Here is a 26856-nt window from a genome sequence, read left to right as displayed (position 1 = left end):
AACATGGAAGCACACAAACAGTTAACGATTGGATTATTTGGCTTTGGTGTAGTAGGCGAAGGTTTATATAAAGTATTACAACAAACACCTTCTTTAAAAGCCGGCATAAAAAAAGTATGTATCAGAAATGCAGATAAAAAAAGAGATGCCCCCGCAGATCTCTTTACTACAGACAGGCAGGTTTTGCTGAACGACCCTGAAATCAATGTTATTGTAGAAGTTATTGATGATGCCAATGCAGCTTTTGAAATCGTTTCTACTGCATTGCTTAACGGGAAAGCAGTAGTAAGTGCAAGCAAAAAGATGATTGCCGAACATTTACCTGAATTACTACAAATACAGGAGCAAACAGGTCAGTCATTTCTGTATGAATCTTCTGCCTGCGCTTCTATACCCGTCATCAGGAACCTTGAAGAATACTATGACAACGACCTCCTCCACTCTATTAAAGCAATTGTTAATGGTTCTACCAATTTTATCCTTACCAAAATGTTTGAGGATAAACTGGATTTTCAATCTGCACTCTTGCTCGCTCAGCAGTTGGGTTTTGCCGAGAGCAACCCAAAATTAGATGTAGAAGGATATGATGCACTTAACAAATGGGTAATTCTGTTAAACCATGCCTATGGTATTATTACAAAACCAGAAGAACTACTATTTAGCGGTATTCAGAATATACAACTGAGTGACGCATTGGTAGCCAAAGAAAAAAACCTTGATATAAAATTGATTGCCCAGGCTAAAAAATTAAAAAATGGACAAGTAGCAGCTTTTGTGCTGCCGCAATTCGTAAAACAGGATGAGCCATTGTCATTTGTAAAAAATGAATACAATGGAGTGGTCATCGAAAGTGGTTTTGCTGACAAACAATTTTTTTATGGAAAAGGGGCCGGCAGTTTTCCAACTGCTTCTGCTGTACTGAGTGATATTGCTGCCCTTCGATACAATTACAAATACGAATATAAAAAGCTTTACCATCATAAGCCGCACACACTCACAAACGATTTCTACCTTAAAGTGTATATCAGCTTTGATGATTGGAAGTATATTCCCAGAGAAGAGTTCGAATGGATTGAGGAATGGCATGCTGAAGCTGAAAGAAAATACCTGGTAGGCGTTTTACATGTAAGTAAACTCTCAGAATCAGCATGGTGGAAAGAAAACAACACTTCGCTCATCTTAACCAATGATCCGGTTATTGACAACCTCGATATCATAAAACTCAAGAAAAAAAGTCTTGAGTTAGCAGGGGTTGCATAAACAGAATTGCAGTTTAGCGGCGTTTTCCTTTTCTTCGCTTTGTGAACCTTACAAAGCATCATATGCCCAAAAATCTACAAACAGCACTACTCATCAGTTTACTACTGGGTGCCGGGTTATTTGGATATTCGCTATGGGCTGGAAAGGAAAACGCTTTTTTATGGCTGAATACCGATCTCGGCAATTTCGCTGATCAATTTTTCCGGTATTGGACATACGCAGGTGACGGTATGGTATGGGTACCCGTAACTATCCTCATACTTATTGCAAGAAGAAAATACTGGATACTGGCTTTCTCATCCATCATCATATCAACACTGATTGCCCAACTCAGTAAAAATATTTTTTTCAAGGGTCTTCCACGCCCTTCCTTGGCCATTACCGACCATTCGATTATTCACACCGTTCCAGGTGTTGAACTGCACACGATGAATAGCTTCCCTTCAGGTCATACTACCACAGCATTTACCCTGTTTTTTTTGGCTTGCTTCTTCATCAATAAAAAATGGATGCTATATACAGGTCTTGTATATGCGCTACTTGCTGCCTACTCAAGAGTATACCTGGCCCAGCATTTTCCTATTGACCTGTCCGGAGGCATCCTGGCAGCATCTATCACCATCTTTCTTTCAGTTTACCTGCAAAATAAATGGAGGAAAATTGACAGTAATATCATATCCCACTAATACGAATCACCTTACTATATTTTAGTTTTACAGCATAATCACCGATCATGAGAAAAATGATACTTTCCTTACTGTCGCTTCTATTCGGTACAGTCGTTTTTGCACAGGATACTACTGAACAGATTATGCCAGGTAGAAAGAATAGTTCTGCCCAGCTGCAGAAACCTTATGTAATACTCATTTCAGCCGACGGATTCAGACATGATTTTGCGGAGAAATATCAGGCTGTGAATTTATTGCAACTCAGAAAAAAAGGGGCTACTGCAGCATATATGTCGCCCTCTTTCCCCTCATTAACCTTCCCAAATCATTATACGATAGTAACAGGTTTGTATCCGGCGCATCATGGCCTGATTGACAATAGCTTTTGGGATCTGTCAAGAAAACAAAACTACTCGATGTCCGATAAAAGCATGGTCGCCGATCCATACTGGTACGGAGGTACACCTTTATGGGTTTTGGCCGAACAGCAACAGATGGTTGCAGCCAGTTTTTATTGGGTAGCTTCTGAATCACCTATCCAAAATCTCCCCCCTACCTATCATTATTTCTACAATGAGAAAATCAGCATAGACGACCGCATTGAAAAGGTTAAACAATGGCTCGGCTTACCTGAAGAAAAAAAACCTCATTTTATCAGCTTTTATTTCCCGGAAGTAGATCATGCAGCGCATGATTTTGGTCCGGACAGCAAGGAAACAGCATCAGCTGTTAAGTTTGTAGATGAAAGTATAGGCAAATTAAATGCAATAGCGGAAGCATCAGGATTACCTGTGAATTTTGTTTTCGTAGCTGATCATGGTATGGCAAAAGTTGACTATGAACACACTATACCCTATCCTTCATCTATTGACCTGACCCAATTTTCACATAACGGAGGAAGTGCCGTTGTCCAATTATATGCTAAAGATAAATCAGCAATACCAGCTACCTACCAGCAGTTAAAAAAGGAAGCGATTGATTTCGACGTATACCTGAAAGATGAAATGCCTGAAAAATTTCATTATCGCTCTGACGATGATCGTTTTAATCGTATTGGAGATATTATTCTACTGGCAAAGCTGCCAAAAATATTCAGCAAAACAGGAAGACCTACCAGTCCGGGCAAACACGGTTACGATCCTTCCATACCCGATATGCGTGCAAGCTTTCAGGCATGGGGGCCTGCATTTAAGGAAGATATAAAGATTGCTGGATTTGAAAACATTCATATCTATCCAATGATAGCAACCATATTGGGCCTATCCTATGATCCTTCAAAAATAGATGGTAAAAAAGAAGTATTGAAAAGTATTCTGCGAACTGAAAAATAAAATAAGGAATGAGAAAGTAAAAAAAATACTTTCTCATTCCTTATTCCTCTGTTGGTTATTTTTCTGTTCCTCTAGTCTTCCCAGCGCCATTCCCCCGCAATTTTCAGGGGTTCTTTAAGGTTACTTTTCAGAAGAAAATCTCTGGTTTCTGAATCTGTAAAATGTTTCGCTTTGATGGCATCTGTATCAGCAATACCAAACAATAACATAGCATTGAAGCGAACGGTATTCTTCATTCCCTGCTCGTCTACCAGTTTAAAACCATCGCAATCTGCATGGTAACAGGGGCCTGCATTATTGGGCAGTCTGCCACCCGCTGCACCACCAGTAGGAACACCATGCAACATGAAAGGCTGATGATCACTATGTAATCCTGCACCGGTTCTGAACTGATTGGTGAAACTCGTATCAATACTTTTTGCTATTGCACCAATTCCTTCAAATAATTCACGGCTTTCCACGGCTGTTGTAGCATATCCTTTCGGATCATTCGTCATATCATAGTTAAGCATATACCTGATCTGATCAATACTTTTATCTTTCACAGCCGCAGCCACATAAGCCTTTGAACCCAGTAATCCTTCTTCCTCTCCCATAAACATTACAAATTCAACGGTACGTTGCGGCTGTAATTTCAGGGCCTTGAATGTTCTTGCCATATCGAGTACAGAAAAAGATCCAATACCATTATCAATAGCTCCGGTAGCCAGATCCCAGCTATCCAGATGACCGCCTACTACGATCTTTTCATTAGGGATAGTTTTTCCTTTTATGGTTGCTATTACATTCCGAGCCTTGATCATACCCGAGAAATTGGTCATTTTAATATGTGCATACTGCTTCTCTCTTGCTACGGCCTCTTTAAAATTCATACCATCTTCCTTTCCAATACATACCGCAGGAATCGGAATCAATTTTCCTGTTACAGAAGCTGTTCCTGTAAGCAGAATGCCGCCGTCTGCTGTATTGATGATGATGATGCCTTTGGCGCCATATTTAGTTGCCAGTGCTGTTTTTTCAGAGCGATGTAAACTTCTGGTTCCCGGTTTCGAACCCGGTAAAACACCCAGATAAACCAAGGCGATTTTACCATCTGTTTTTCCCGGATTGGCGATGTAATCTTCTTCCAGGCCATTCCCCATATCTACGACCTCAAGTGTTATATCAGATGCCACCGGAGAGTGGGCAAGTGTTACAGATTTGACTTCTTTTAGTGCATTGGTATTGGCACCTGTTTGTACACTTAATGTACCCCGGCTCCAGCTTTCGACTTCAAACGGTTGGTACCGAACATCCGTAAAACCATAAGACTTGAGTAGCTTGAATGCATACGCTTCTGCTTTTTCACCATTCTTCGATCCTGTTAAACGGTGGCCAATTGTTTCTGTGGCTTCTTTTAAAGTTGCATACGCTTTTGAGTTCTTTTGAACTTCTTCATTGATAGATCGGAAAATACCGTTCCACTCTTCTTTTACCTGTGCGAAACTTACACTTGTGAAAAAAAGTGATGCCAGTACTAAAAAACTGCCATTTTTCTTCATAAATATGAATTATTGAACTTGAAATTTATAGATAAATCCTGAAGTTTCACAGATTAATACAGCGGCGACCTATTCGCCGGTTAAAGATGCTCAAATACCGCACATATACTATAATGATCCATATAAACGCATATTTAATATCTTAGACGCGATGAGTAACCATAAAAAGACATACTGGGCTTTTCAGATTACCGGCTGGACTTTATATTGCCTGATCTATGTTTTCTTTTACCTGTCGATAAGGGTTGAACCCCAGCCTTATTTTTTCGAGCAGCTACTTACCCATGTATTTATAGGTTTCTGGTTAACACATCTGATGCGTTGGGTAATTCAACAAACAAAGATTCTGCAATTAAACTTTAAAAAACAACTGGTTGCCTTAACTATCTTATCATTGTTTTTCTCCTTCCTCATTGGTCTTTGTATTGTGACAACTGAGATGCTTTTACGTATTCAGTCTGTAAACCTGTCTAGTTTTTCTTTCTTTAATATTGCAATAAGATTTGCTTTCTCGTATTTTCATTTTGTACTGATCTGGAACCTGTTGTATTTCACTTATCATTATGTGCAAAAAACAAGGCAGCAGAATGTTGAACAGGCCAAGCTTGAAAACCTTTTAAAAGAGCTTGAAATCACAACTATCAAATCTCATATCAATCCACAGTTTTTATTTAACGGGCTTAATAGTATCCGTTCACTTGTTACCGATAATCCATCCAGAGCAAGAACAGCTATTACTATGCTCAGCAATATATTGAGAAGCAGTATTCAGGTAGACAAAGCAGAAAAAACACTTTTTGAAAAGGAATTATCTATCATCAAAGATTATCTATCTCTTGAGCAGATCAGATTTTCAGATCAGATGCAGATAAACTATAGTATTGATGAGGATACGCTTGATCAACCCGTACCTGCGATGGTTATTCAAAACCTGATTGAAAATGCCATTAAATATGGCATTCATCATAACCCGGAATATCGTTTTCTTGAATTGTATTCAGATTATAAAGATGATCTTCATTGTTTCGGGGTAATCAGCCAAGGGAGTCTTTCCTCTTATCTTGAAAATGAATCTAATGCGCTGGATGAAATCAGAAAGAGACTTTTTCTTTTGTATGGCAAAGCAGCCAATCTTAAAGTTATTGAAGACAATCAGTCTCATATTGTTGCCTCCGTTTGTTTACCCTTATAAATTTCCCTTTTGCCTATTGCTGACAGGAATGCAAATTTTGCAATTTCACTCTGCGATCTGAAACCCATTGTTTACAAATTGCAGCAACAAAAAGCAGAGATTTGCAAGATTCGCACCATTGTATGCAAATTACATTACCCTCTCAATTATAAAAAACTCAAATTCAGCACTTTGTAATCTACAAACGAGTAAAAAAAATGCAATAAATGCAACTTTTATTATCCGGAAGATCGATTTTATTAGTTTATATCGTCTATTGAAATCTACACGCTAAAACTGCCAATTATCTTTAAATAACGATTATATTACGTAACACATTTACGTTATGAGCAAGTTATATCGTTCTTCCAGAAGAAAGTTTATCAGCAACCTAGGTCTCGCAGGTTTAAGCATACCCTTTGCGAACACAGAAGATTTGATTACATCTATAGCTACTAAACAAAAAAACATGCCACTACAGAAAAAACTGGGCATTGCACTGGTTGGTCTGGGCGGATATGCAAGCGGGCAGCTTGCTCCTGCTCTTTTACAAACGTCTCACTGTTACCTTGCCGGTATTGTTACGGGCACACCTTCGAAAATTCCTGTTTGGAAAGCAAAATACAATATCCCTGATAAAAATATTTATAGCTATGAAAACTATGATCAGATAAAAAACAATCCTGATATTGATATTATATATGTTGTACTCCCCAACAATATGCATGCAGAATATACCATCCGCGGCTTTGCAGCAGGTAAACATGTAATATGCGAAAAACCAATGGCCATTACGGTTGCTGATTGCGACAGCATGATCAGTGCAGCAAAAAAGGCAAACCGTTTTTTATCAATAGGATATCGCTTACATTTCGATCCCTATAATCTGGAAATGGCCAGACTGGGCACTGCAAAGAAATATGGCGATATAAAAAAAATAAGTGGTGGATTGGGTTTCAAAGCAACACCCCATCAATGGCGCTTACAAAAAAAGTATGCTGGTGGTGGCCCTTTAATGGATCTTGGTATTTATGTATCGCAAGGTATGTGTTATACCACAGGTATGGAACCAATTGCCGTTACGGCACAGGAAGGCAAAAAAACAGACCTGCAAAGATTCAGTGAAGTAGAGCAGTCTTTAACCTGGCAATTCGAATTTCCTAACGGATTAATTGGTTATGGCTCTACCAGTTACGATGACGATATGAACTTTCTCAAAGCAGAAGCTGAACAGGGAATCTTTGAATTAACAGCTGCCTATACCTACAATGGTTTGAAGGGATATACACCTGCGGGTAATATGCAGTTTCCGTTAATAAATCAGCAGGCACAACAAATGGATGGCATTGCATTATCCATAAAAAACAACAAACCTTCCATCGTTCCCGGAGAAATGGGAAGACGAGATGTAAAATACCTTCAGGCTATCTATGAAGCGATGCGAACCGGTAAGCGAGTGTCAATAAAAGCTGATTAATGTAATACAGTTCAAGTGTGCGACGCAACGATGTTGCCATAATAAACCAAAGCCGATTAATAAAATATAAGTATGTCACAAAAACTACGTAGCCAGGATTGGTTTGGCAAAAAAAACAAAGACGGAATTATTTACAGAAGCTGGATGAAAAATCAGGGCATGCCTACAGATATGTTTGATGGGCGTCCTGTGATCGGCATCTGTAATACTTTCAGTGAACTCACACCCTGCAATGCCCATTTTCGTGAGCATGCCGAGTCGGTAAAAAAAGGAGTCTTGGAAGCTGGCGGTTTTCCGCTTGAATTTCCTGTAATGAGTCTGGGAGAAACACTCCTGAAACCCACAGCCATGCTTTTTCGCAACCTTGCCAGTATGGATACAGAGGAATCTATCAGGGGCAACCCCATCGATGGTGTTGTGCTTTTAACCGGCTGCGATAAAACAACGCCCTCTACGGTAATGGGTGCCGCCAGTGTTGGGCTGCCAACTATTGTAGTTCCGGGTGGACCGATGCTGAATGGCCGTTATAAAGGTCAGACCATTGGTAGTGGTACACATGTCTGGAAATTTGATGAAGACATGAAAACGGGGAAAATGACACAGGAAGAATGTGAATATGCAGAAAGCTGTATGAGTAGAAGCATTGGTCATTGTATGACAATGGGCACTGCTTCTACCATGGCCTGTATGGTAGAAGCACTCGGGCTTACACTTAGCGGCGCCGCTGCCATACCTGCTGCTGATTCAAGAAAAAAAGTGATGGCACAACTCAGTGGCAGAAGAATTGTGGAAATGGTAAAAGAAAATCTTACCATTGATAAAATTCTAACGCGTGAAGCATTTGAAAATGCCATCAAAGTAAATGCAGCTGTAGGTGGTTCATCCAATTTTATTATTCACCTGATGGCTATTGCCGGAAGAATAGGTATTGATCTGAATCTGGAGGATTTTGATACGCTGGGCAGTAAAATTCCATTATTGGTTAACCTGATGCCTTCGGGACAATTTTTAATGGAAGATTTCTATTATGCGGGTGGCTTACCTGTGGTACTGAATGAATTAAAGGAACATTTACATAAAAACATTATCACTGTAACAGGCAAAAATCATCATCAGAATATTGAAGGCAACACAACCTGTTATAACCCTGAAGTAATTGCCAGCTATGAAAAACCATTGATACCAGAAGCAGGCTGCGTAGTAGTAAAAGGTAATCTTGCTTTAAATGGTGCGGTTATAAAACCATCTGCTGCCTCTCCTCACCTGATGAAACATAAAGGAAGGGCAGTTGTTTTTGAAAGTATTGAAGATTACAATGCCAGAATTGATGATCCTCAACTTGATATTGATGAAAACTGTGTAATGGTTTTAAAATATGTAGGACCGGTTGGTTATCCAGGTATGCCAGAGGTAGGAAACATGGCTTTACCCAAAAAAATTCTTGAAAAGGGTATACGTGATATGGTGCGCATTAGTGATGGAAGAATGAGTGGTACAGCTTACGGAACAGCAATACTTCATGTGTCACCTGAATCGGCTATTGGGGGCAACCTGGCTCTCGTTCAGAATGGTGATATGATTGAACTGGATGTAACACTAAGAAAATTACATCTTGATGTGTCAGATGAAGAACTGGCCAGAAGAAAAGACAATTGGGTTCCACCCCTACCTGCCGCTACGAGAGGATATGTGAGTCTGTATATTAAACACGTAATGGGAGCCGATAAAGGTGCTGATCTTGATTTCCTTCAAGGAAGTTCGGGGTCTGTTGTTACCAGAGATTCACATTAATCTATTCAGCATGAAAAAAAACATTTCACTTACCATCGGCTTTATCTCTCTACTCTGTTTCGTGCATGCACAATATAAAACAGCCGGATTCATTGAGCGGATCAACCCATCACTGGATCATATTATTGATAAAGAAGCTAAAGCCGAAATCATCGCCGAAGGATTTGAATGGAGTGAGGGTCCCTTATGGGTAAAAAAAGATAAAATGCTTTTATTCTCAGATGTTCCCTCCAATACGGTTTATAAATGGACCATCGAAAAAGGGGTAGAAATATACCTGAAACCATCCGGATTTTCTGGCACTTACAGCAAAAGTAAAGAACCTGGCAGCAATGGTTTACTATTAGATGCAGGTGGCCATCTGATCTTATGTCAGCACGGTAACAGACAGATGGCACGCATGGATGCGCCATTGAACAATCCCAGGCCTGTATTCATTACATTAACAAATACATATCGTGGCAAACGTTTTAGCAGTCCCAATGATGCAGTCTATAACCGGGCAGGCAATTTATTTTTTACAGATCCGCCTTATGGTCTTCCAATGCAAAATGACAATGACCCACAGAAAGAACTTTCTTTTAATGGCGTTTACAGGTTATCAAAAACAGGCGACATTAGCCTGCTTACAGACAGCATTACACGGCCCAATGGCATTGCATTTATGCCTGGAGAAAAACAATTAATCATTGCCAATTCTGATCCCTTAAAGCCGAATTGGTATATATATGATCTTGTTGATGACCTGTTGGTAAATGGAAAAATATTTTATTCTGCTATCATGGAAAAGGGAGCGAAAGGATTGCCGGATGGATTGAAAATTAACAGCAAAGGAATTGTTTTTGCAAGTGGGCCAGGAGGTATCTGGATCTTTAATAAAGAGGCTGTATTACTGGGCAAAATAAAACTGGATGAAGCAGCTTCGAATGTGGCTTTATCTGACGACGAAAAAATATTATTTATTACGAATGATATGCGTGTATTACGCATCAAACTTAAATAAACACCATGAAGGCTTATCAGTTAAAAAACGGAATTATTCTGGAAGAAAAGGATCAGTTGTATTTAGGGGAAGGTGAAGACTGGAGTAATTTCATCAACAATGATGATGTTTTATCAATTGCTAGCAGTTGGATCAGCTCAGGAAAAGTGATACCCATTAAAAAACTGGATCATTCGCTATTGAAAGCCCCCATTGCACAAAATCAGGAACTATGGGCCTGTGGTGTTACTTACCTGAGGAGTAAAATTGGCAGGCAGGAAGAGAGCAAAGACAGTGGTGGTGCCGATTTTTATGCAAAAGTATATGAAGCAGAGAGACCTGAAGTTTTCTTTAAAGCCACCCCTCATCGTGTAGCAGGAAGTGGCGAAAAAGTAAGGATAAGAAAAGACAGCACATGGGATGTTCCTGAACCGGAACTGACACTTGTTGTAACTTCATCAGGAAAAATTATAGGCTATACGATTGGCAACGACATGAGTAGCAGAAGTATTGAAGGTGAAAATCCTTTATACCTTCCGCAGGCAAAGACCTATGATGCTTGTGCAGGTCTGGGTCCGTGTGTGTATTTAACGGATCAGCCACTCGACAAACAAACAGAGATTTCATTAACCATACAAAGAAATCATGCGCTGATTTTTGAGGGAAGCATTACACTTTCTCAAATGAAACGAAGTCCTGAAGAACTGGTTTCCTTTGTATATCGTGAAGCCTCTTTTCCCGGCGGCTGTCTTATCATGACGGGTACTGGCATTGTTCCCGACAGCAGTTTTACTTTACAAAGTGGTGATGAAATAAGCATAAGTATTACCGGAATAGGCACATTAGTGAATAGTGTTGCCTGATAAATTATAATTACTGTTTTATGAATAAAAGATGGATACAGTTTTCATTTGGTTTTACCCTGCTGTATAGTACTTGTAGTTTCGCGCAAAAGAAACAGTCAGCAATTATTCCTTTTAAAGAAGCCTATAAAGATGCTTTCCTCATAGGAACAGCTGTAAACGATGAAATTGTTTCCGGAAAAGACGGGCTTTCTCAAAACATCACTACCATTCATTTCAATAGTATTACACTTGAAAATTCGATGAAAGCTGCGCTGATCAATCCGCAACCGGGTGTTTTTAATTTCGGGCCTGCAGATGCATTTGTATCTTTTGGTGAAGCCAATAAGATGTTTATTGTAGGACATACACTGGTATGGCACAATCAGGTACCTACATGGTTTTTTACCAACAAATCAGGTCAACCCAATAGCAAGGCCGAACAACTGGAACGTTTACGCTTACACATTCAAACTGTTGCCGGTCGTTATGCTGGAAGGGTGCATGCATGGGATGTTGTAAACGAAGTGATTGATAATGATGGCAGTTACAGACCTACCAGTTGGGTAAATGCTATAGGAAATGGTGATACGCTTGTGAAATATGCATTTAAATTTGCCAGCGAATATGCGCCTGATACAGAACTTTACTATAATGATTTTAATGCCTGGCGCCCTAGCAAAAGAGACGGCATTATACGTATGGTGAAAATGTTACAAAAAGAAGGTATCAGAATAGATGGAATTGGTATGCAGGGACATTGGGGGCTCAATTACCCCAAAAATGAATATATAGAAGCTGCCATTGATGCTTATGCGGCAACCGGTGTTAAAGTAATGATTACAGAATTGGATGTAGATGTATTACCGCTTACAAAAGAAGGGCAGATCATTGGTCAGGGCATGAGTGATAAACAGTTTCAACTGGAAGAATTCAAAACTTTTCTTGACCCTTATCAGAAAGGGCTTCCTGATGCAATACAAAATCAGCTTACCAATCGATATAAGGAACTGTTCGACATCTTCTATAAAAAAAAAGATAAGATTGCCCGTATTACCTGTTGGGGTATCTATGATGCTATGAGCTGGAAAAACGATTATCCGATTCCCAACCGAACCAACTATCCATTGCTATGGGATAGAAATAAGCAGCCTAAACCAGCATTACATGCCATATTGAATATTCCTGCCAAAAAATAAAAACATCCATCTAATCACATCATATGGAGCTGCTGATCATTCTACTTGCCATCTGTCTTCAACTGTTTCTGACCTATAAAAAAGTGAGCCCATTTTTATCCTTACTAATTGTAGCTATTCTTTCAGGCCTGTTGCTGGGTATGGAACCCATACAAATCATCAAATCGATTGAAAAAGGGGCAGCCAATACTTTGGGCGGACTTGCTTTGATTATTTGTTTGGGAGCCATCCTGGGTAAGATACTGGAAACGGGTGGTGCAGCAGAAAAAATAGCATCGACACTAATCAATGGATTTGGCCAGAAAAATATTCAGTGGGCTATCATGTTAACAGGATTTTTTATTGGCATCCCTCTTTATTACAACGCAGGTTTTGTAATACTTGTACCACTTGTATTCTCTGTGGCATATAAGGCGAAATTGCCTTTACTATATGTAGCCATTCCGATGGCTGCTGCTTTATCTACAACACATTGTTTTCTTCCACCCCACCCCAGTCCGGTTTTCCTTGTAAACGCATTTAAGGCCGATATGGGAAAAACATTGATTTACGGACTCATCATTACTGTTCCTGTAGTAATTGTTGCTGGTCCCTTGCTGGGGCGCTTAGTCAGAAAAACAGAGGTCAGGATGAAATCAGCCTTATTTTCATCAGAAAAGCCATCAACAGACGAATTACCTGCCGCCTTACCCAGTTTTTTAATTGGCCTCTTACCAGTGATACTTATCACCCTTTCTGTGATTGCTAACTATTTGCTTCCGGAAGATGCATTTTTGAAAAAAATTCTTTTATTCATTGGTGATCCTACTATTGCATTACTCTTATCGGTATTTATCGCAATTGCAGTTTTCGGTATTAAAAGAGGTGTAAAAATGGACACCATTACCAAATGGCTAAATGAAGCTATCTCAGGTATCGCTGTTATTTTATTGATTATTACGGCTGGTGGTATTTTTAAACAGGTGCTGCAGGATAGTGGAACAGATCGATATATAGCAGCTTTCAGTAGCAAATGGCAAATGCACCCTTTACTCTTTGGATGGCTGGTAACAGCCTTATTAAGGGTAGCCATAGGTTCTGCTACCGTTGCGGGTATTACAGCAGCCAGTGTAGTTACACCATTGGTAACTGCCGGAAATGTATCGCCTGAATTAATGGTATTGGCCATAGGTACTGGCAGTGTATTTGGCTCTCACATAAATGACTCAGGGTTCTGGATGTTTAAAGAATTTTTCAACTTAACCCTTAAACAAACCTTTTTATCCTGGTCGGTCATGGAAACCATTATATCGGTGTTGGGACTGGTGGGGGTACTACTATTAAATCTGGTGATGTAAACAGAGGAATAAGGAATAGGAAATAAGGAATCAGAAAGTGATTGTGCTTCTGACCTTATTTCCTATTCCTTATTCCATATTTCTTATTTCTTATTTCAATTCTTTTTCACTGCCCATTTCCACAGCTCTTTCCAGGTAACTTTCTTACCATACATAAGAATACCGGTACGGTATATTTTGGCAGCGAGCCAGGTAGTTCCGAAAAAGCCCAGTATAAGAAAAACCATACTTAATACCAGTTGAAACACAGTTACACCATCAGGAATACCATGAGCTACCCTCGCCATCATTACAATGGGAGATGTGAGCGGGAAGAGGCTTCCAAATACTGCCAGACTACCATTAGGGTTATTTACAGCCTGCATCATAATGACGATACCAAAAATAATTGGCATCATAATCGGTAACAGAAGGCTTTGTGCGTCCTGCATATCTTCATTGGCTGCACTACCTACAGCAGCAAATAAAGAAGCGTACATAAAATACCCTCCAAGGAAATAAAAGATAAAACAGCCTATAATTAAAGTAAAGTTGATTTCACTTAATCCATTCATGATGCCACTCAGTGCACCAGATTGTTTAGCTGTTTCAGCAGCAGCCATCATGCCTGGCTGAACCGGCTGCGATTGCATCTGTTCAAATAACTGAGGGAATAAAACTGGCACCAGCAGCTGTATGGCAAAAATCAAAATACCCCATATAATAAACTGCAACAAACCGACAGCCCCAATCCCTACAATTTTACCCATCATTAGCTGAAATGGTTTCACACTGCTGATAATTACTTCAGCAATACGGCTTACTTTTTCTTCTACCACACCCCGCATAACCATGGTTCCGTAAATAAACAGGATGATGTAAATCATAAATCCGGAAACAAAACCAACACCATAACTCAATCCAACTTTTGTCTGGTTTTCCGTTTTACCGGATGAGCTTGAAAATGTAATTGACTCTTTCTGGTTCTGAATACTGTCTAATTGTGATTTAGAGATATTCATAGACATCAGACGCTTCTCTTCCAATGTTTTACTGATACGGTTCTCTATTTTTTCCCTTGTCATGATACCTACCGTTTTTGCGGATCTGAACAGAAGGGAGTCGGTCGATTTACCTGTTATGGAATAATTTTCAGGAACATACAGATAAGCATCATATTCCTTTTGTTCCAATTTATTTTTTAAAACACTAGTATCATCTTTTACAAATTTGAAAATTACATCGCTGCCTTTCTTACTGTCGATGCTTCCGTTAAAAATATTAGCCTTATCTAATACAGCGATAGTAAAGTTATCGGTAGATTTTACACTGAAGAAAATGATCAGTGCATAAAAAGCAAAAATGAGTAAGGGCACACCAATGGTTGTAAGAAGAAACGTCTTCTTTTGAACTCTGGTGAGGAACTCTCGTTTGGCTACTAATGATATTTTATTCATGAGTTGTATAGTTAGTGGTTGAATGGAAAACTGTTTAGTCTACTTGCTGAAATGACCTGGTTTTGGCATTACTACCTTCTACAAGGCGGATAAATATTTCATTCAGCGAAGGAAGAATTTCATTAAAAGCCTCAATCGTAACACCCTGTTGCAGGAAGTGAGCCAGTATATCATTGCTTTGAAAACCTTCATTGATTTTTAAAACATAGCCTCCCTGTTTTTCTTCCAGAATAGTAAATGCAGGATTGTTGGCATTCATCTGCTCACCCTGCAGTTTTATACTAAACTTATTTTCTTTAAAACTTTGTTTGATGCCAGATACAGAACCATCCAGTACTTTTTTACCAAGGTTTACCAGTACAATGTGATCGCATATTTCTTCTACCTGTTCCATACGATGGGTACTGAAGATGATGGTTGATCCTCTCTGTGCGAGACCGAATATTTCATCCTTGATAAGGTTTGCATTTAGTGGGTCGAGACCACTAAATGGTTCATCGAGAATAATCAGTTTGGGTTCATGCAATACAGTGGTTACAAATTGTAATTTCTGGCTCATACCCTTACTAAGATCTTCCACTTTTTTATTCCACCATGTTTCCATTTCCAGTTTCTTGAACCAGAACTTGATTTTCTGCATGGCTTCGGCCTTACTAAGCCCTTTTAACTGAGCGAGGTAAAGTGCCTGCTCACCAATTTTCATTTTTTTATACAGCCCCCTTTCTTCGGGCATATAACCAATTTGCTGGATATCATTCAGCGGATCAAATTTTTGTCCGTCAAATACAATTTCACCCATATCCGGATAAAATATGCCGGTAATCATCCGCAATAAGGTGGTTTTGCCTGCTCCATTAGGGCCCAGCAAACCAAAAATGCTTCCTTTTTCAATGGAGAAACTAATATCATCCACCGCTTTCTGGGTGGCATAATATTTTCTTAATGCCTGTAATTCAAGAATTTTACTCATGTTGAAGTTGGTTATGGACTGAGAAAAGGTTGTATGATAAATGAAGGTAATAAATGAATACCAACACTAACTATTCGTCGCTCATTCAGCTCAAATATTACAGAAATTGGTCCCCGATATGCTATTTTCGCTACCTATTTCAAAAAAATATCATGAAAAGATACCATAAGTCTTTATTTGTCACACTTTTGATGGTTGTTGCTGTACTTAGTTCAGGATGGGGATTTTTGGTTCACCGGACCATCCATCAGCTCGCCATTTATGAGTTGCCGGAACCCATCAGTGCCTTTTTTTATAAAAACATGGAAAATCTGGTCTCCAATGCGCCCCGACCCGATAACAGAAGGAATGAGGACAGTACGGAAGCTACCAAACATTTTATTGACTTTGAGATGTATGGTGAAGATGCTGCCCATAAAATGCCTACAGAATGGCAGAAAGCGGTTCAGCTGTTTACCATCGACAGCCTCCTGAAATATGGATATGTTCCTTACCATGTAATTTTTATGCAGGCAAAACTCACCAATGCATTCAAATTGAAAAACAGGGATAGTATCCTTTTTTATGCCGCCGATCTGGGTCATTATATTGGTGATGCGCATGTACCATTACATACTACGGTAAATTATGACGGACAATTAACCAACCAAAAAGGATTACATAGTTTATGGGAATCTATGATTCCTGAAATTGAAATCGGTAATTACCTTTTATATTCCTCACATAAAGCTGTTTACCTGAAAGATCCCACCGCTGCTATCTGGAAAGCTGTACGCACGGGTTTTGCTATGGTACCCGAAATGCTGGCAAAGGAAAAAGAGGTTTCCCAATCATTTACAGAAGAACAGAAATTCAGGGTGCAGATTAGAAGAGGGCGTGAAACAAAAAGTTATACTTCAGCATTTGCCAAAGCATATGCATCAGCTTTAAAAACGAGTATCAATGACAGACTGATACAATCTGCCGACCTGATTGCTGATTTCTGGTACACGGCCTGGGTAGATGCAGGCAAACCTGATTTAACATCGCTGGGTGGCGCACTCAATGAAGAACAGCAAAAACAATGGAACACTGAACTTGAAGCATTTAAGAAAAATGAGCTCATTCAGCAGCAATTACTCATTTCGAAAAAACAGGCTCCCAATAATAACTAATGAATGAAGCAATTTCTGTAAAGTTCAGAATGGTGTTACGCAACATGATGTAAACGTCCAAACAACCTTAATGGCCATGTAGATCAGGGGTTATTGCTAGCTTGCATTCATTTAATTAGAAATCATGAACATTTTGTCTATTATCCAACTGGTGAATGCTTTATGATCAGTAATTTTATTTTAGAAGGACTAGCCCTCTTAGTGGCGTTGTATAACCTGAAACATATCCGGCAAACCAGGTATTTTTACTTCATTCCGCTTTTGGCTTTCACTTTACTGGGAGAATTAGGTGCCGCAAATTTTGCCAGAAATTATGTAAATTTTACCACAGGTAATATTCATATCTATCTATGGATTAGTGTATTCCATCTGATTTTTTTCGGGTACCAGTTTTTTAATATTTTTCGTTCTAGAAAATGGAAACTGATAACGGCCACAGGTATCACATTAGCAGTGAGTACATTACTTTATTGGTTTTGCTTTTTCCCTGTTTACACACAATTGTATTTAAATACAGATGTGACGGGAGGCTTTTTTCTTTGCTGTTTATCATGTGTTTATATTTATCAGGAGTTTATTTTAAGTGATGATCATGAGATAAATCTTTTTCATGTGCCTGATTTCTGGATGGTCATGGGCATTCTCCTTTATCATACAGGAGTTAGCATTGTATTTTCCCTCCATTACTTTCTCAAAGTATCCCCCACCTACATCTGGGGCATCAAGATTTATCATTTATTCCCAAGAATTGCCAGCTTTTTTTTATACGGCTCAATAATGACTGCTTTGTTCCTGTGGAAGAAGAATAAAAATGCCCGATCAACAAGTCGTTCTATTCAACAGGATCGTACGACGTAGGGTATCAGATTTTATTCTAAGTCCTCATATATATCAACACCACCTTATACCTATTCAGTTTTTCCATTAGGAAAACTACCATAGTACATAATAATAAATTGCTATCTTAGGTTTTCCCAAAAAATGGGTGAAAAAACGGTTGTGCGAGCACAGCTGTTTTTTATTTTTAACCTTACAAAACCTAACTGAAAATGAGTACACATTATGGTGGCCCTGTGCCCTATCCGCTTGCCCAGGAAGAATTAAACGAGTATTATGCAATATTCAGCAAAAGCCCGTATTACCGTGAATCCATTACCTATACCATCAGTGAATTACATGCTTATCTCGATAAAGCCCGTATTGCACTGACAGAAATGGGTGTGGCAGATGTAGAACAACAGTGTTTAAGCCTTCTACCCTGTATCAATAAGGCCGACCAGAAACTGGATGTATTACTGGTACCTTCTTATATGAGTACAGAACCAAACGAAAACGGCATGTTTAAGCACCAGTTTAAAAGAAGGTTTGGTCAAATGCAGGGAAATCCAGGCTTACCAGACCCCGGTAATCTTTTCAATGATACCCCGGAAGAGGATTTATTAGATGCCTATGATACTGGAAATGGAACACCATAAAATACTAAAATGCCGATACTAAGTAATTTTATTGTAGAGTTGTCAGCTTTGCTGGCAGCTCTGTATAACCTGAAACATATTCGGAATACCCGATATTTCTACTTTATCCCCTTTCTGGCTTTTACTTTATTGGGGGAATTTGGTGGTGCCTATTTTGCGGATGCCTATCCCGACTATGTAACCGGTAATACCCATATCTATTTATGGGTAGTGGTATTTGGATTTATTTTTTTCGGGTACCAGTTTTATGAAATTTTTCAGTCAAAACTATGGAAGTGGATTACAGCCACCGGTATTACCCTGTCAGTAAGTGCCATGCTTGTCTGGTTTTGCTTTTTTCCGGTTTATACACAGCTTTATTATAACACATATGTAATTGGCGGGTTTTTCCTTTGTTGCATTTGCTGTGCATATATGTACCAGCAATTTATTGTTAGTGATGATTATGAAGTAAATCTATTTCATGTACCTGATTTCTGGCTGGTGATGGGTATCCTTTTATTTTATGTAGGTAACAGTATCGCTTTTGCCCTGCACTTTTTCCTTAAGGGTGAAACCATACTTATATGGGGCATGAAACTCTACCACTTATTTCCAAGAATTTTAAGCGTATTTTTATACGGCTTCATGGTTGTAGCCTTATTCTTATGGAAAAAGTATCGAGAGAAGTCCTTGTCGGCATCATAACTGCTACATTATTCATCCTATTATTCGGCATTGTTACAATGCTGGTATTAATTAATTTTTTCAGAAGGAAGAAGAAAATGTTTTATGAAAAACAGGTAAGAGAGGCTCAGTTTCAGCAGGAACTGCTCCAGACCCAACTGGAAATGCAGGACCATACATTTAAAATTGTGAGTCAGGAAATTCATGATAATGTAGGACAGATACTAAGTCTTGCAAAAGTGAATCTGAACATACTCGCCATGGAAGGCTTCAAAGATCCTAAGATTACCAATGTGGCAGAACTGGTTAGCAAAGCCATACGTGAATTAAGGGACCTCAGTGCAGGTTATTATGCCGATCGTTTGGCAGAAGAAGGGCTAATCATTGCCATTAAACACGAACTGCAGCAACTGGAAAAAACAGGCCTGATGACCACTTCTTTCAGCTCAGAAACAGAACGGCTACCATTGGATAAAAGTAAAACCATCTTTCTCTACAGAATGGTTCAGGAAATCTGTAATAATATTTTAAAACATGCAGATGCTTCTCATGTGGATGTTCAGGTATCCCGTGTAGAAAGTACAGGTCGTTTACAAATTAAAGACAATGGAAAAGGTTTTGATGAAAATACCGCACAATTTAAGCCCGGCATCGGCCTGAGTAGTATCAGACAGCGGGCTGCTATGATAGGTGCTGAAGCACAGATACAGAGTATCGCAGGTGCTGGCACCACCATTACCCTTACTTTTCAATTAGAACCCAGCAAATGATTAAAGTAGCACTGGTTGATGATCATGTCATTCTCCGCAAAAGTTTGTCGGTACTGATTGGCATGTTACAGGATTTCGATGTTATGATTGAGGCCGGAAACGGAAAAGAATTAATTGAGCAGCTGAAAGATGATCATTTACCTGATATTGTTTTAATGGATATTACTATGCCTGTAATGGATGGTGTTGAAACCACGAAATGGCTAAAACAAAACCACCCTTCCATTAAAGTGATAGCGCTGAGCATGATTAAAAACGACCTGATTGTAATACGCATGCTCAAAAATGGAGCCAGGGGTTATATCCTGAAAGACTGCGAACCTGAAGAACTCAGGGAAGCCATGAGGGAAGTGCATGAAAAAGGGTATTTCTATAATGAATTGGTCACTCCAAAAATGAAAGGAAAAAACCTCGAAAAAGAAGAACCTTTAAATAAGGTAATGATCAATGAAGGTGAGCTGATTTTTCTGCGATGGGCCTGCACTGAAAAAACCTATAAAGAAATCGCAGATGAAATGGGTGTCAGCGCAAGAACGGTAGATGGTTATCGGGATGCATTGTTTCAAAAATTAGAAGTTTCAACAAGGGTCGGACTTGCCATTTATGCTATCAGGAATGAATTGGTTACGCTTTGATGCCATATTTGTACAAATGATCTATTATATTGTAGCAGCATTTTCAACATCCTACTTTCAATATCCGGGAAATAAATCTGACTTATACCAGGCAAAAAAATAATAAACTTTTCCTATTAAAGTGGGAAAGATACGGAAGCATTTAATTCTTAATTTCAAAACCTGACACTCCAAGCGATTCATTTTTCTTCGAAGACAAGGTATTTTATATCTCGCTTTTCAGAATTCATAACCTTAAGGACTTTTTGTTGATACAATCCTGTTCAGCTATTTATATTTAGAGACGATATTATAAAATACAAAAGCCTCGATCAATTGACCGAGGCTTTTGCACAAAACATAAAGAACTATCGTTGATCTATTACTAAACCAAGCTTATTGTAGTTCGGATTAGGCCTCAAAGTACCGGTAGAATCGAGTTGAATTCCAAGGAATCTCGCTTGACCTGCACTTGAAGTTCCAGGTAGTATATTCACACTGATAATACCAAAAGAACTTCCTGCAGGAACTGTGCACACACCTGTTAAAGTGCCTACATGCGTTCCTATTACAGCACTTGAAACATTTAAGGTAGCTGCAGATGCAGTCGGTGTTTGTCCGGATGCAGTTGCGGGAAATGCAAATGTTGTTAAAGGACTCGTGGTAATTATTTTGTATCCTATGGTTCTATCAGTATTTGATTGAGGACCAACAAGATTCAATCTGATTTCAATGTTTCTTGCATTAAGTCTTCTTAAAGTTGAATCAGTAGTAGCTGCTGGTCTTCCAGCAACAGGAATTCTACTAATAACCGGGTAACCGGCAACAGAATTTGAAGAATTTAATACAGCTGCATCAATTTCTACAACCGTTTCACCTGTAAAAGTTTTATCTACCTGTTTTATACAGGATGACAGTAAACCTAAAAAACAGATGCCTGCCATTATATTTTTAATATTCGTTTTCATTTCTAAAATTTTCTTTTTATGAATTAATAGCCAAAATTCTGTTCCATGTTTGGATTACCATCAATATCACCCAGTGGAATACGAGGTAAAATACGGTAATCTGTTGCAGGTAAATTGGTAGCAGGATTCACTTTTACAATGGCTAATCCATTTCGCTTTAAATCATAAAACCGATGTCCTTCAAAAGCAAATTCGAGCATACGCTGCCTTAAAATTTCATCCAACAATGCTTGACCGGTTAATGGTGTAGTTGGTACAGTAAATCCTACGATTCTTGCTGTTCTTATAATATTTAAGTCGGCCCAGGCACCTGCTTCATCACCTAGCCTATATCTGGCCTCAGCTCTATTTAAATATAATTCTGGCCAACGGATCACAACTGTATTATCCCAATTCGGGCCTCCGTTTTTACCCATCCATTTAGTACACTCTACATAGTGACCGCTAGCATTAACACCCCACTCAAATAATCTGTTACGGATGTCATTTCCGTAAGTAAGTGCAGGAGGTGCCGGAGCTTGTGCAAGATTGGTAGGGAATCCAGAAATACCCAGTTGCGTTAATAAAAATGCATTGGGCACTAAATCACCTTGTCCTTGTCTAACGCCATTAAATGCTCCTGGTGCAGATAAAGTTGTATGTGTAGCTGCAAGAGAAGTATTTACTCCAAGGTTTTCACCTAAGGTAGCATACCATACTTCAAAAATACCCTCAGGATGACTTGCTGCTCTCCAACCTGCCACATAATTGGAGGTATTGGTCATTGCACCAATTCCACCGGTTAATGTAATGGCAGCTGTGGCAAATGAGTCGGCTCTCTGCCAGTTTCCCTCATATAAAGCTACTCGAGAGCCAAGGGCAAGTGCTGCATGTTTGCTGGCATAGTTACGTCCTTTGTTTGCATTAGACAATAAAACAATAGAACGATTCAAATCTTCCATTATTTGAGCATAACAAGCCGCTAATGATGCTCTAGACGGTCTATAATTAGCCGCACCGGTTGAACTATTAAATCCAGTAAGGGTAATTGGCACACCACCCTTATTTTGGTTGGCAACCACAAATGTTGGGATGTAGCCGTAGTTTTTAACTAAATCGAAATAATAAAGCGCTCTCAGGAACTTAAGCTCACCTTCATATCGGGCTTTATCAGCTGTGGTCGCATCCGTTACTGCCGGTATGGCTTCCAGTGTTAAATTAATTTCATTAATAGCCGCATAGGATCCTCCCCAAATGCCCACATTTGCCAATGCGGTATTTCTGTTTTCATTCAACAATCTACTCGAACGTCCATTGGCAAAAGCGATATCGGCCATAGCATCTGTTACAGAGAATAAGTCTCTTCCATAATGCGTTTCGCGCTTCAATATAGAGTATACAGAGTTAATAGCGTATTCAATACCACTTTTATTGGATAAAGCCAAACTGGCATCCAATGAATTACGAGATGGTATATCTAATTGCTTGTTGCAAGACTCCCCAATTAGAATAACAAGGAAGCTACCAACAACAATTTTATTAAGTATTTTTTTCATGATAGTAAGATTAGAATTTTACTTGAACGCCTACGGTGAAGTTTTTAGACTGTGGAATGATACCAAAATTATCTCCTGTAAATTCAGGGTCATAGCTTGGCCATTTAGTATAGGTCCAAAGGTTGATGCCCTGAACATACAATCTAGCACCTTCGATACTATACTTTTTCAGGAATGAAGCAGGAACATCGTAACTTAAAGTCACTTGCTTCAAGCGGATATAGTCTGTTTTAAACAAATAACGACTACCAGAACCCCAACCTACACTATTGTAATCTGCTAAACCATTGAAAGATCTTGGAGTAGGTACTATATCACCTGGTTTCTGCCAGCGAGTTTCATAACCATAAGTGAGGGTATTAACAGTTGCGCCAGCCATTCTCATCATTTGGGTAAACTGTCCATCAGAACGTACCCTTCCGTATTCATACTGTAAGAAAGCTTCAAGCGAAAACCCTTTATAACTGAAACTGTTTGTCCAACCACCAAATTGTTCGGGATAAATATTCCCAATAATTTTCCTGTCGTTCGCTGTTGGATTGTAGGTTAAATTTCCGTTGATATCGTACCACATACCTCTACCTGTTGCCGGGTTTACACCAGCCCATTCAGAAGTAAAAAACGATCCTATTGGTGAACCCACTCGAATGGAATTATCAGAAGGCAATACCTGCAAACCATCATACAATTCAAGTAATTTGTTTTTTTGGAAAGCAATATTAAATGAACTTGTCCACCTGAATTTTCCTTCGAAAGGAGTCACAGCTAATAAAACTTCTAAACCCTTATTTTCCATTTTACCTAAATTCTGTTGAATAGAGGTAAAGCCAGTTACGCTGTACAATGGACGGCTCAACAATAAATCCTTATTGACTCTTCTGTAAGCATCCACAGTCAGGCTTACTTTATTTTTAAAAAAAGAAACATCTAAACCAATATTATTTTCCTGTCTATTTTCCCAGGTTAAATCCGGGTTACCTAATTGACTTGGAAATATACCAGAGGAGTTTCCGTATAAACGGCTGGCGCCATATAATTGAGCATATAAAACGTTACCGATTTGATCGTTACCTGCCTGACCGAAAGCATATCTTAATTTCAAGTCAGAAATTGCATCTACATTTTTCAGGAAAGCTTCTTCTTTTGCATTCCATGCAAATTGTACAGACTGGAAAATACCATATTTATTATTTGCACCGAATCTGCTTGATCCATCTCTACGTATTGAATAATTAAATACATACTTACCATCATATGTATAACCCAACTTTCCGAATTGGCTGAAAGTAGCACTAGCCGTCCATTGACCAGAAACACCGCTGGGCGTTGCCGCTGCACTTAAATACTGTAGCTGGTAGGATGGGAAGCCCTGACCATCAGCCTGAAACCATTCATTTTGGTCGCGACGGTATTCGATTCCTGCTAATGCATTTACACTATGTTTATCTGCAAATACTTTAGTAAAATTAGCCGTAGTATTAGTCAGGAAGTTCGTATTGAAATCCGCCTGATCAGATAAACGACCACTCACAGCAAATCCGTCGTTGATTCTTGGATCCTGGTAGCGATGGTCTTTTGTTTGTCTATAATCTAATGCAACAAAAGATCTTAATGTTAAATTAGCTGTTGGTTTATACGTTAAGGAAGTATTAGCCACCAATTGACTGGTATTGGTTACATATTTGGCATAATCTCCAACAGCCAAAACATTGTGGTTAAAAGTACCAACCATATTCTGACCAGAACCTGGCAAGCCATAATAAGTGCCATCTGGGTTATAAATAGGGTTGATTGGTAAAATCATAGCAGATGCATATGCTGGGTTTCCAAAACCAGTATTCCCTAAACTGTAAGGCGCATTTTGCTTTATAGTACTTAAGCTTAAAGAATTATCAAGTGTTACCTTATCATTGATTTTAAAACTTATTTTAGATAGTAAAGCTGCTCTATTAAAATCAGTAGGAGCAATAAATGCAGTCTGCTTTGAATAAGAACCAGAAATGTAATAGCTTACATTTTGTGCACCACCTTGAATAGACATTTCTACGTTCGAAATGGTTCCTGTACCGAAAGTTGCATCCTGCCAATCATATGTAGGCAATGAATCAATTTTCCCCTGTGTGGTATTGGCTGGCAAACCTAAGTTTGACAAAGCTGTAGCGGCAGCTGTAGCTGGAGCAACACCTGAATTTACAAGAGATTCTACTCTTAATTTATACCAATCTTGCGTAGATAGAACATCAACTTTCTGTAAAGCTTTGGTTTGACCCCAATAAGAATTAAAGGTAAATTTAGGTTTACCAACTTTCCCTTTTTTAGTCGTAACCAAAACAACACCGTTTCCTGCTCTTGCACCATATATTGATGCCGCAGCAGCATCTTTTAAAATCTCAATCGATTCGATATCGTTTGGATTTAAAAAATTTAGTGGATTGTTCTGGGTGTTAATAGATCCCGTACCAGTATTTAATTGAACCCCATCAACAACATACAATGGAGTATTACCTGCATTAATTGAACCTACCCCGCGGATAATAACGTTCATGCTACCCCCGGGAACACCGTTCGCCGCAGAAACTGCCACTCCCGCTGCTCTTCCCTGCATTGCCTGTGCGAAGTTTGGCATTGGAAGGTTATCGATTTCTGCTGCACTAATTTTTGATATGGCCGCAGCAACATCTTTTTTACGTACGGTTTGGTAACCAGTTACGACAACTTCATCCAGACTTCTATTAGCAGTCGCCAGTGTAATATTTAACACTGTATTGTTATCAATTTTAATGTCCTGAGACACCAATCCAACACCAGAAATGGTTAGGATATTTGAATTGATTGGAACGCTAATGGTAAAAGTTCCAGCATCATTAGCAGAAACGCCAATTTTTGTTCCTTTTACCTGTACGGAAGCACCGGAAACGGGCTTTCCATCAGCATCTGTAACTTTTCCTGTTACTGTTTTGTTTTGCGCATTCAATTGAGAGAATGCAAAAAACAGACACAGGAATAATGCAATTAATTTCCTCATATTTTAGTTTTTAAGTTTTGGGCGTGGAAATTAGTGTTTTTCAATCTTTTTGAACATTTAGCAAAAAAAAATATTTCGCTGCATGAGTCATATAAAATTTATACTTCTTATTAGCAACGGTATATGCTGATATCAGACTTAATCCTATCGCTTTTATGTCTGATATTTTGCGTGCTATCTTTTGTCTTCGATGGATATAATGGAATAATCAACTTTATGCGGGATATGATAGCATCTAAATCGATGTGTACTTTTATACTTCGAGGGTAAATCAACTATACCGAAAACTTCCCCAAAAAAAAGAGCATTAATTTCTTAATGCTCTTTAGTAAGTCGGGAAGACAGGATTCGAACCTGCGACCCCCTGGTCCCAAACCAGGTGCGCTACCGGACTGCGCTACTTCCCGATTCATCCATCGTAGCTTTAGCAAAGATGGATTGGTTTCCGGTTGTTACTATCCGCCTTCACTGAAGCATCGGCGGATAAGAGCGGTGAGGGCGGGATTCGAACCCGCGGTACAGTTTAACCCGTACGGCAGTTTAGCAAACTACTGATTTCAGCCACTCATCCACCTCACCGGGCTGATTTTAGCCTTTCCTCACTTTTCAGCGAGGGCTGCAAAAATAGGCAGGTAAAACTTATC

The 26856-nt window shown here is 39.1% G+C and carries 22 protein-coding genes and 2 tRNA genes; 16 read left to right on the top strand and 8 right to left on the bottom strand.

Annotation, left to right across the window (positions count from 1 at the left end; all coding sequences use genetic code 11):
* Positions 1-3: 3 nt before the first annotated feature.
* From BC659_RS12390 to BC659_RS12380, 3 genes are all read left to right on the top strand, one after another.
* Positions 4-1260 (top strand): homoserine dehydrogenase, encoded by a 1257-nt coding sequence (locus BC659_RS12390; protein WP_133475069.1) that lies wholly within the window; start codon positions 4-6, stop codon positions 1258-1260.
* Between the two features lie 62 nt (positions 1261-1322).
* Entirely contained in the window at positions 1323-1946 is a 624-nt protein-coding gene (locus BC659_RS12385) for a phosphatase PAP2 family protein (RefSeq protein WP_133475068.1), read from the top strand.
* Between the two features lie 47 nt (positions 1947-1993).
* Positions 1994-3259, top strand: coding sequence for an alkaline phosphatase family protein (locus BC659_RS12380; RefSeq protein ID WP_133475067.1), 1266 nt, complete (start codon positions 1994-1996; stop codon positions 3257-3259).
* 71 nt (positions 3260-3330) lie between these two features.
* Here BC659_RS12380 and BC659_RS12375 read toward each other — a convergent pair whose 3' ends face one another.
* A complete protein-coding gene (locus BC659_RS12375; RefSeq protein WP_133475066.1) occupies positions 3331-4800 on the bottom strand; it encodes a M28 family peptidase in 1470 nt (489 codons plus the stop codon).
* A gap of 151 nt (positions 4801-4951) precedes the next feature.
* On the opposite strand from BC659_RS12375, the gene BC659_RS12370 reads away from it, so the two are divergent.
* The 7 genes from BC659_RS12370 to BC659_RS12340 all read left to right on the top strand — a co-directional run bounded on the left by BC659_RS12370 (position 4952) and on the right by BC659_RS12340 (position 13599).
* A complete protein-coding gene (locus BC659_RS12370; protein WP_133475065.1) occupies positions 4952-5992 on the top strand; it encodes a sensor histidine kinase in 1041 nt (346 codons plus the stop codon).
* Positions 5993-6317: 325 nt separating this feature from the next.
* A complete protein-coding gene (locus tag BC659_RS12365) occupies positions 6318-7448 on the top strand; it encodes a Gfo/Idh/MocA family protein (protein WP_133475064.1) in 1131 nt (376 codons plus the stop codon).
* A gap of 72 nt (positions 7449-7520) precedes the next feature.
* Positions 7521-9239: an IlvD/Edd family dehydratase gene (locus BC659_RS12360; protein WP_133475063.1), complete on the top strand. Its 1719-nt coding sequence runs from the start codon at positions 7521-7523 to the stop codon at positions 9237-9239.
* Positions 9240-9249: 10 nt separating this feature from the next.
* Positions 9250-10242, top strand: a complete 993-nt coding sequence (locus BC659_RS12355; protein WP_133475062.1) for an SMP-30/gluconolactonase/LRE family protein — start codon at positions 9250-9252, stop codon at positions 10240-10242.
* Positions 10243-10247: 5 nt separating this feature from the next.
* A complete protein-coding gene (locus BC659_RS12350; RefSeq protein ID WP_133475061.1) occupies positions 10248-11084 on the top strand; it encodes a fumarylacetoacetate hydrolase family protein in 837 nt (278 codons plus the stop codon).
* 20 nt (positions 11085-11104) lie between these two features.
* The gene (locus BC659_RS12345) at positions 11105-12262 is read left to right on the top strand and encodes an endo-1,4-beta-xylanase (RefSeq protein WP_133475060.1); all 1158 of its coding nucleotides are present in this window, start codon (positions 11105-11107) and stop codon (positions 12260-12262) included.
* Between the two features lie 23 nt (positions 12263-12285).
* Positions 12286-13599, top strand: a complete 1314-nt coding sequence (locus BC659_RS12340) for a gluconate:H+ symporter (protein WP_133475059.1) — start codon at positions 12286-12288, stop codon at positions 13597-13599.
* 95 nt (positions 13600-13694) lie between these two features.
* Here BC659_RS12340 and BC659_RS12335 read toward each other — a convergent pair whose 3' ends face one another.
* Both BC659_RS12335 and BC659_RS12330 read right to left on the bottom strand, forming a co-directional pair.
* Positions 13695-15035: an ABC transporter permease gene (locus BC659_RS12335; protein WP_133475058.1), complete on the bottom strand. Its 1341-nt coding sequence runs from the start codon at positions 15033-15035 to the stop codon at positions 13695-13697.
* 34 nt (positions 15036-15069) lie between these two features.
* Positions 15070-16005 (bottom strand): ABC transporter ATP-binding protein, encoded by a 936-nt coding sequence (locus BC659_RS12330; RefSeq protein ID WP_133475057.1) that lies wholly within the window; start codon positions 16003-16005, stop codon positions 15070-15072.
* A 152-nt stretch (positions 16006-16157) separates the two neighbouring features.
* Between BC659_RS12330 and BC659_RS12325 the strand changes: the two genes are divergently transcribed.
* The 6 genes from BC659_RS12325 to BC659_RS12305 all read left to right on the top strand — a co-directional run bounded on the left by BC659_RS12325 (position 16158) and on the right by BC659_RS12305 (position 20705).
* On the top strand, positions 16158-17159 hold the full coding sequence (locus BC659_RS12325; protein ID WP_133475056.1) for a zinc dependent phospholipase C family protein: 1002 nt from the start codon (positions 16158-16160) through the stop codon (positions 17157-17159).
* A gap of 162 nt (positions 17160-17321) precedes the next feature.
* Complete coding sequence (locus tag BC659_RS12320) at positions 17322-18017, top strand: hypothetical protein (RefSeq protein ID WP_133475055.1); 696 nt, start codon at positions 17322-17324, stop codon at positions 18015-18017.
* 191 nt (positions 18018-18208) lie between these two features.
* Complete coding sequence (locus tag BC659_RS12315) at positions 18209-18634, top strand: hypothetical protein (protein ID WP_133475054.1); 426 nt, start codon at positions 18209-18211, stop codon at positions 18632-18634.
* A gap of 9 nt (positions 18635-18643) precedes the next feature.
* Positions 18644-19321: a hypothetical protein gene (locus BC659_RS16850; RefSeq protein WP_162847420.1), complete on the top strand. Its 678-nt coding sequence runs from the start codon at positions 18644-18646 to the stop codon at positions 19319-19321.
* Positions 19282-20070, top strand: coding sequence for a sensor histidine kinase (locus BC659_RS12310; protein WP_162847419.1), 789 nt, complete (start codon positions 19282-19284; stop codon positions 20068-20070). Before BC659_RS16850 ends, BC659_RS12310 begins: the two co-directional genes overlap by 40 nt.
* Positions 20067-20705, top strand: coding sequence for a response regulator transcription factor (locus BC659_RS12305; RefSeq protein WP_133475052.1), 639 nt, complete (start codon positions 20067-20069; stop codon positions 20703-20705). Before BC659_RS12310 ends, BC659_RS12305 begins: the two co-directional genes overlap by 4 nt.
* A gap of 347 nt (positions 20706-21052) precedes the next feature.
* Here the strand turns inward: BC659_RS12305 and BC659_RS12300 are convergent, their stop codons facing one another.
* From BC659_RS12300 to BC659_RS12280, 5 genes are all read right to left on the bottom strand, one after another.
* Positions 21053-21652, bottom strand: a complete 600-nt coding sequence (locus tag BC659_RS12300; RefSeq protein ID WP_133475051.1) for a hypothetical protein — start codon at positions 21650-21652, stop codon at positions 21053-21055.
* A gap of 23 nt (positions 21653-21675) precedes the next feature.
* Entirely contained in the window at positions 21676-23187 is a 1512-nt protein-coding gene (locus BC659_RS12295) for a RagB/SusD family nutrient uptake outer membrane protein (RefSeq protein WP_133475050.1), read from the bottom strand.
* A 10-nt stretch (positions 23188-23197) separates the two neighbouring features.
* Positions 23198-26212, bottom strand: coding sequence for a SusC/RagA family TonB-linked outer membrane protein (locus BC659_RS12290; RefSeq protein ID WP_133475049.1), 3015 nt, complete (start codon positions 26210-26212; stop codon positions 23198-23200).
* Between the two features lie 333 nt (positions 26213-26545).
* A tRNA-Pro gene (locus BC659_RS12285) sits at positions 26546-26619 on the bottom strand.
* Between the two features lie 83 nt (positions 26620-26702).
* Positions 26703-26791 (bottom strand) — tRNA-Ser (locus tag BC659_RS12280).
* Positions 26792-26856: the final 65 nt, after the last annotated feature.

Origin of the sequence: Sediminibacterium goheungense (genome assembly GCF_004361915.1) — a bacterium.
Classification (GTDB): domain Bacteria; phylum Bacteroidota; class Bacteroidia; order Chitinophagales; family Chitinophagaceae; genus Sediminibacterium; species Sediminibacterium goheungense.
Note: the sequence above shows the minus strand (reverse complement) of the source record. Positions and strands in the feature narration are given on the sequence as shown.

Excerpts from the sequence above, each read along its gene's own strand:
- BC659_RS12300 (WP_133475051.1), bottom strand. The coding sequence starts at position 21,652 with ATGAAAACGAATATTAAAAATATAATGGCAGGCATCTGTTTTTTAGGT.
- BC659_RS12295 (WP_133475050.1), bottom strand. The coding sequence starts at position 23,187 with ATGAAAAAAATACTTAATAAAATTGTTGTTGGTAGCTTCCTTGTTATT.
- BC659_RS12375 (WP_133475066.1), bottom strand. The coding sequence starts at position 4,800 with ATGAAGAAAAATGGCAGTTTTTTAGTACTGGCATCACTTTTTTTCACA.
- BC659_RS12370 (WP_133475065.1), top strand. The coding sequence starts at position 4,952 with ATGAGTAACCATAAAAAGACATACTGGGCTTTTCAGATTACCGGCTGG.
- BC659_RS12315 (WP_133475054.1), top strand. The coding sequence starts at position 18,209 with ATGAGTACACATTATGGTGGCCCTGTGCCCTATCCGCTTGCCCAGGAA.
- BC659_RS12390 (WP_133475069.1), top strand. The coding sequence starts at position 4 with ATGGAAGCACACAAACAGTTAACGATTGGATTATTTGGCTTTGGTGTA.
- BC659_RS12320 (WP_133475055.1), top strand. The coding sequence starts at position 17,322 with ATGATCAGTAATTTTATTTTAGAAGGACTAGCCCTCTTAGTGGCGTTG.
- BC659_RS12360 (WP_133475063.1), top strand. The coding sequence starts at position 7,521 with ATGTCACAAAAACTACGTAGCCAGGATTGGTTTGGCAAAAAAAACAAA.
- BC659_RS12310 (WP_162847419.1), top strand. The coding sequence starts at position 19,282 with ATGGAAAAAGTATCGAGAGAAGTCCTTGTCGGCATCATAACTGCTACA.
- BC659_RS12355 (WP_133475062.1), top strand. The coding sequence starts at position 9,250 with ATGAAAAAAAACATTTCACTTACCATCGGCTTTATCTCTCTACTCTGT.
- BC659_RS12365 (WP_133475064.1), top strand. The coding sequence starts at position 6,318 with ATGAGCAAGTTATATCGTTCTTCCAGAAGAAAGTTTATCAGCAACCTA.
- BC659_RS12325 (WP_133475056.1), top strand. The coding sequence starts at position 16,158 with ATGAAAAGATACCATAAGTCTTTATTTGTCACACTTTTGATGGTTGTT.
- BC659_RS12290 (WP_133475049.1), bottom strand. The coding sequence starts at position 26,212 with ATGAGGAAATTAATTGCATTATTCCTGTGTCTGTTTTTTGCATTCTCT.
- BC659_RS12345 (WP_133475060.1), top strand. The coding sequence starts at position 11,105 with ATGAATAAAAGATGGATACAGTTTTCATTTGGTTTTACCCTGCTGTAT.
- BC659_RS12330 (WP_133475057.1), bottom strand. The coding sequence starts at position 16,005 with ATGAGTAAAATTCTTGAATTACAGGCATTAAGAAAATATTATGCCACC.
- BC659_RS12380 (WP_133475067.1), top strand. The coding sequence starts at position 1,994 with ATGAGAAAAATGATACTTTCCTTACTGTCGCTTCTATTCGGTACAGTC.
- BC659_RS12305 (WP_133475052.1), top strand. The coding sequence starts at position 20,067 with ATGATTAAAGTAGCACTGGTTGATGATCATGTCATTCTCCGCAAAAGT.
- BC659_RS12340 (WP_133475059.1), top strand. The coding sequence starts at position 12,286 with ATGGAGCTGCTGATCATTCTACTTGCCATCTGTCTTCAACTGTTTCTG.
- BC659_RS12350 (WP_133475061.1), top strand. The coding sequence starts at position 10,248 with ATGAAGGCTTATCAGTTAAAAAACGGAATTATTCTGGAAGAAAAGGAT.
- BC659_RS12335 (WP_133475058.1), bottom strand. The coding sequence starts at position 15,035 with ATGAATAAAATATCATTAGTAGCCAAACGAGAGTTCCTCACCAGAGTT.
- BC659_RS12385 (WP_133475068.1), top strand. The coding sequence starts at position 1,323 with ATGCCCAAAAATCTACAAACAGCACTACTCATCAGTTTACTACTGGGT.
- BC659_RS16850 (WP_162847420.1), top strand. The coding sequence starts at position 18,644 with ATGCCGATACTAAGTAATTTTATTGTAGAGTTGTCAGCTTTGCTGGCA.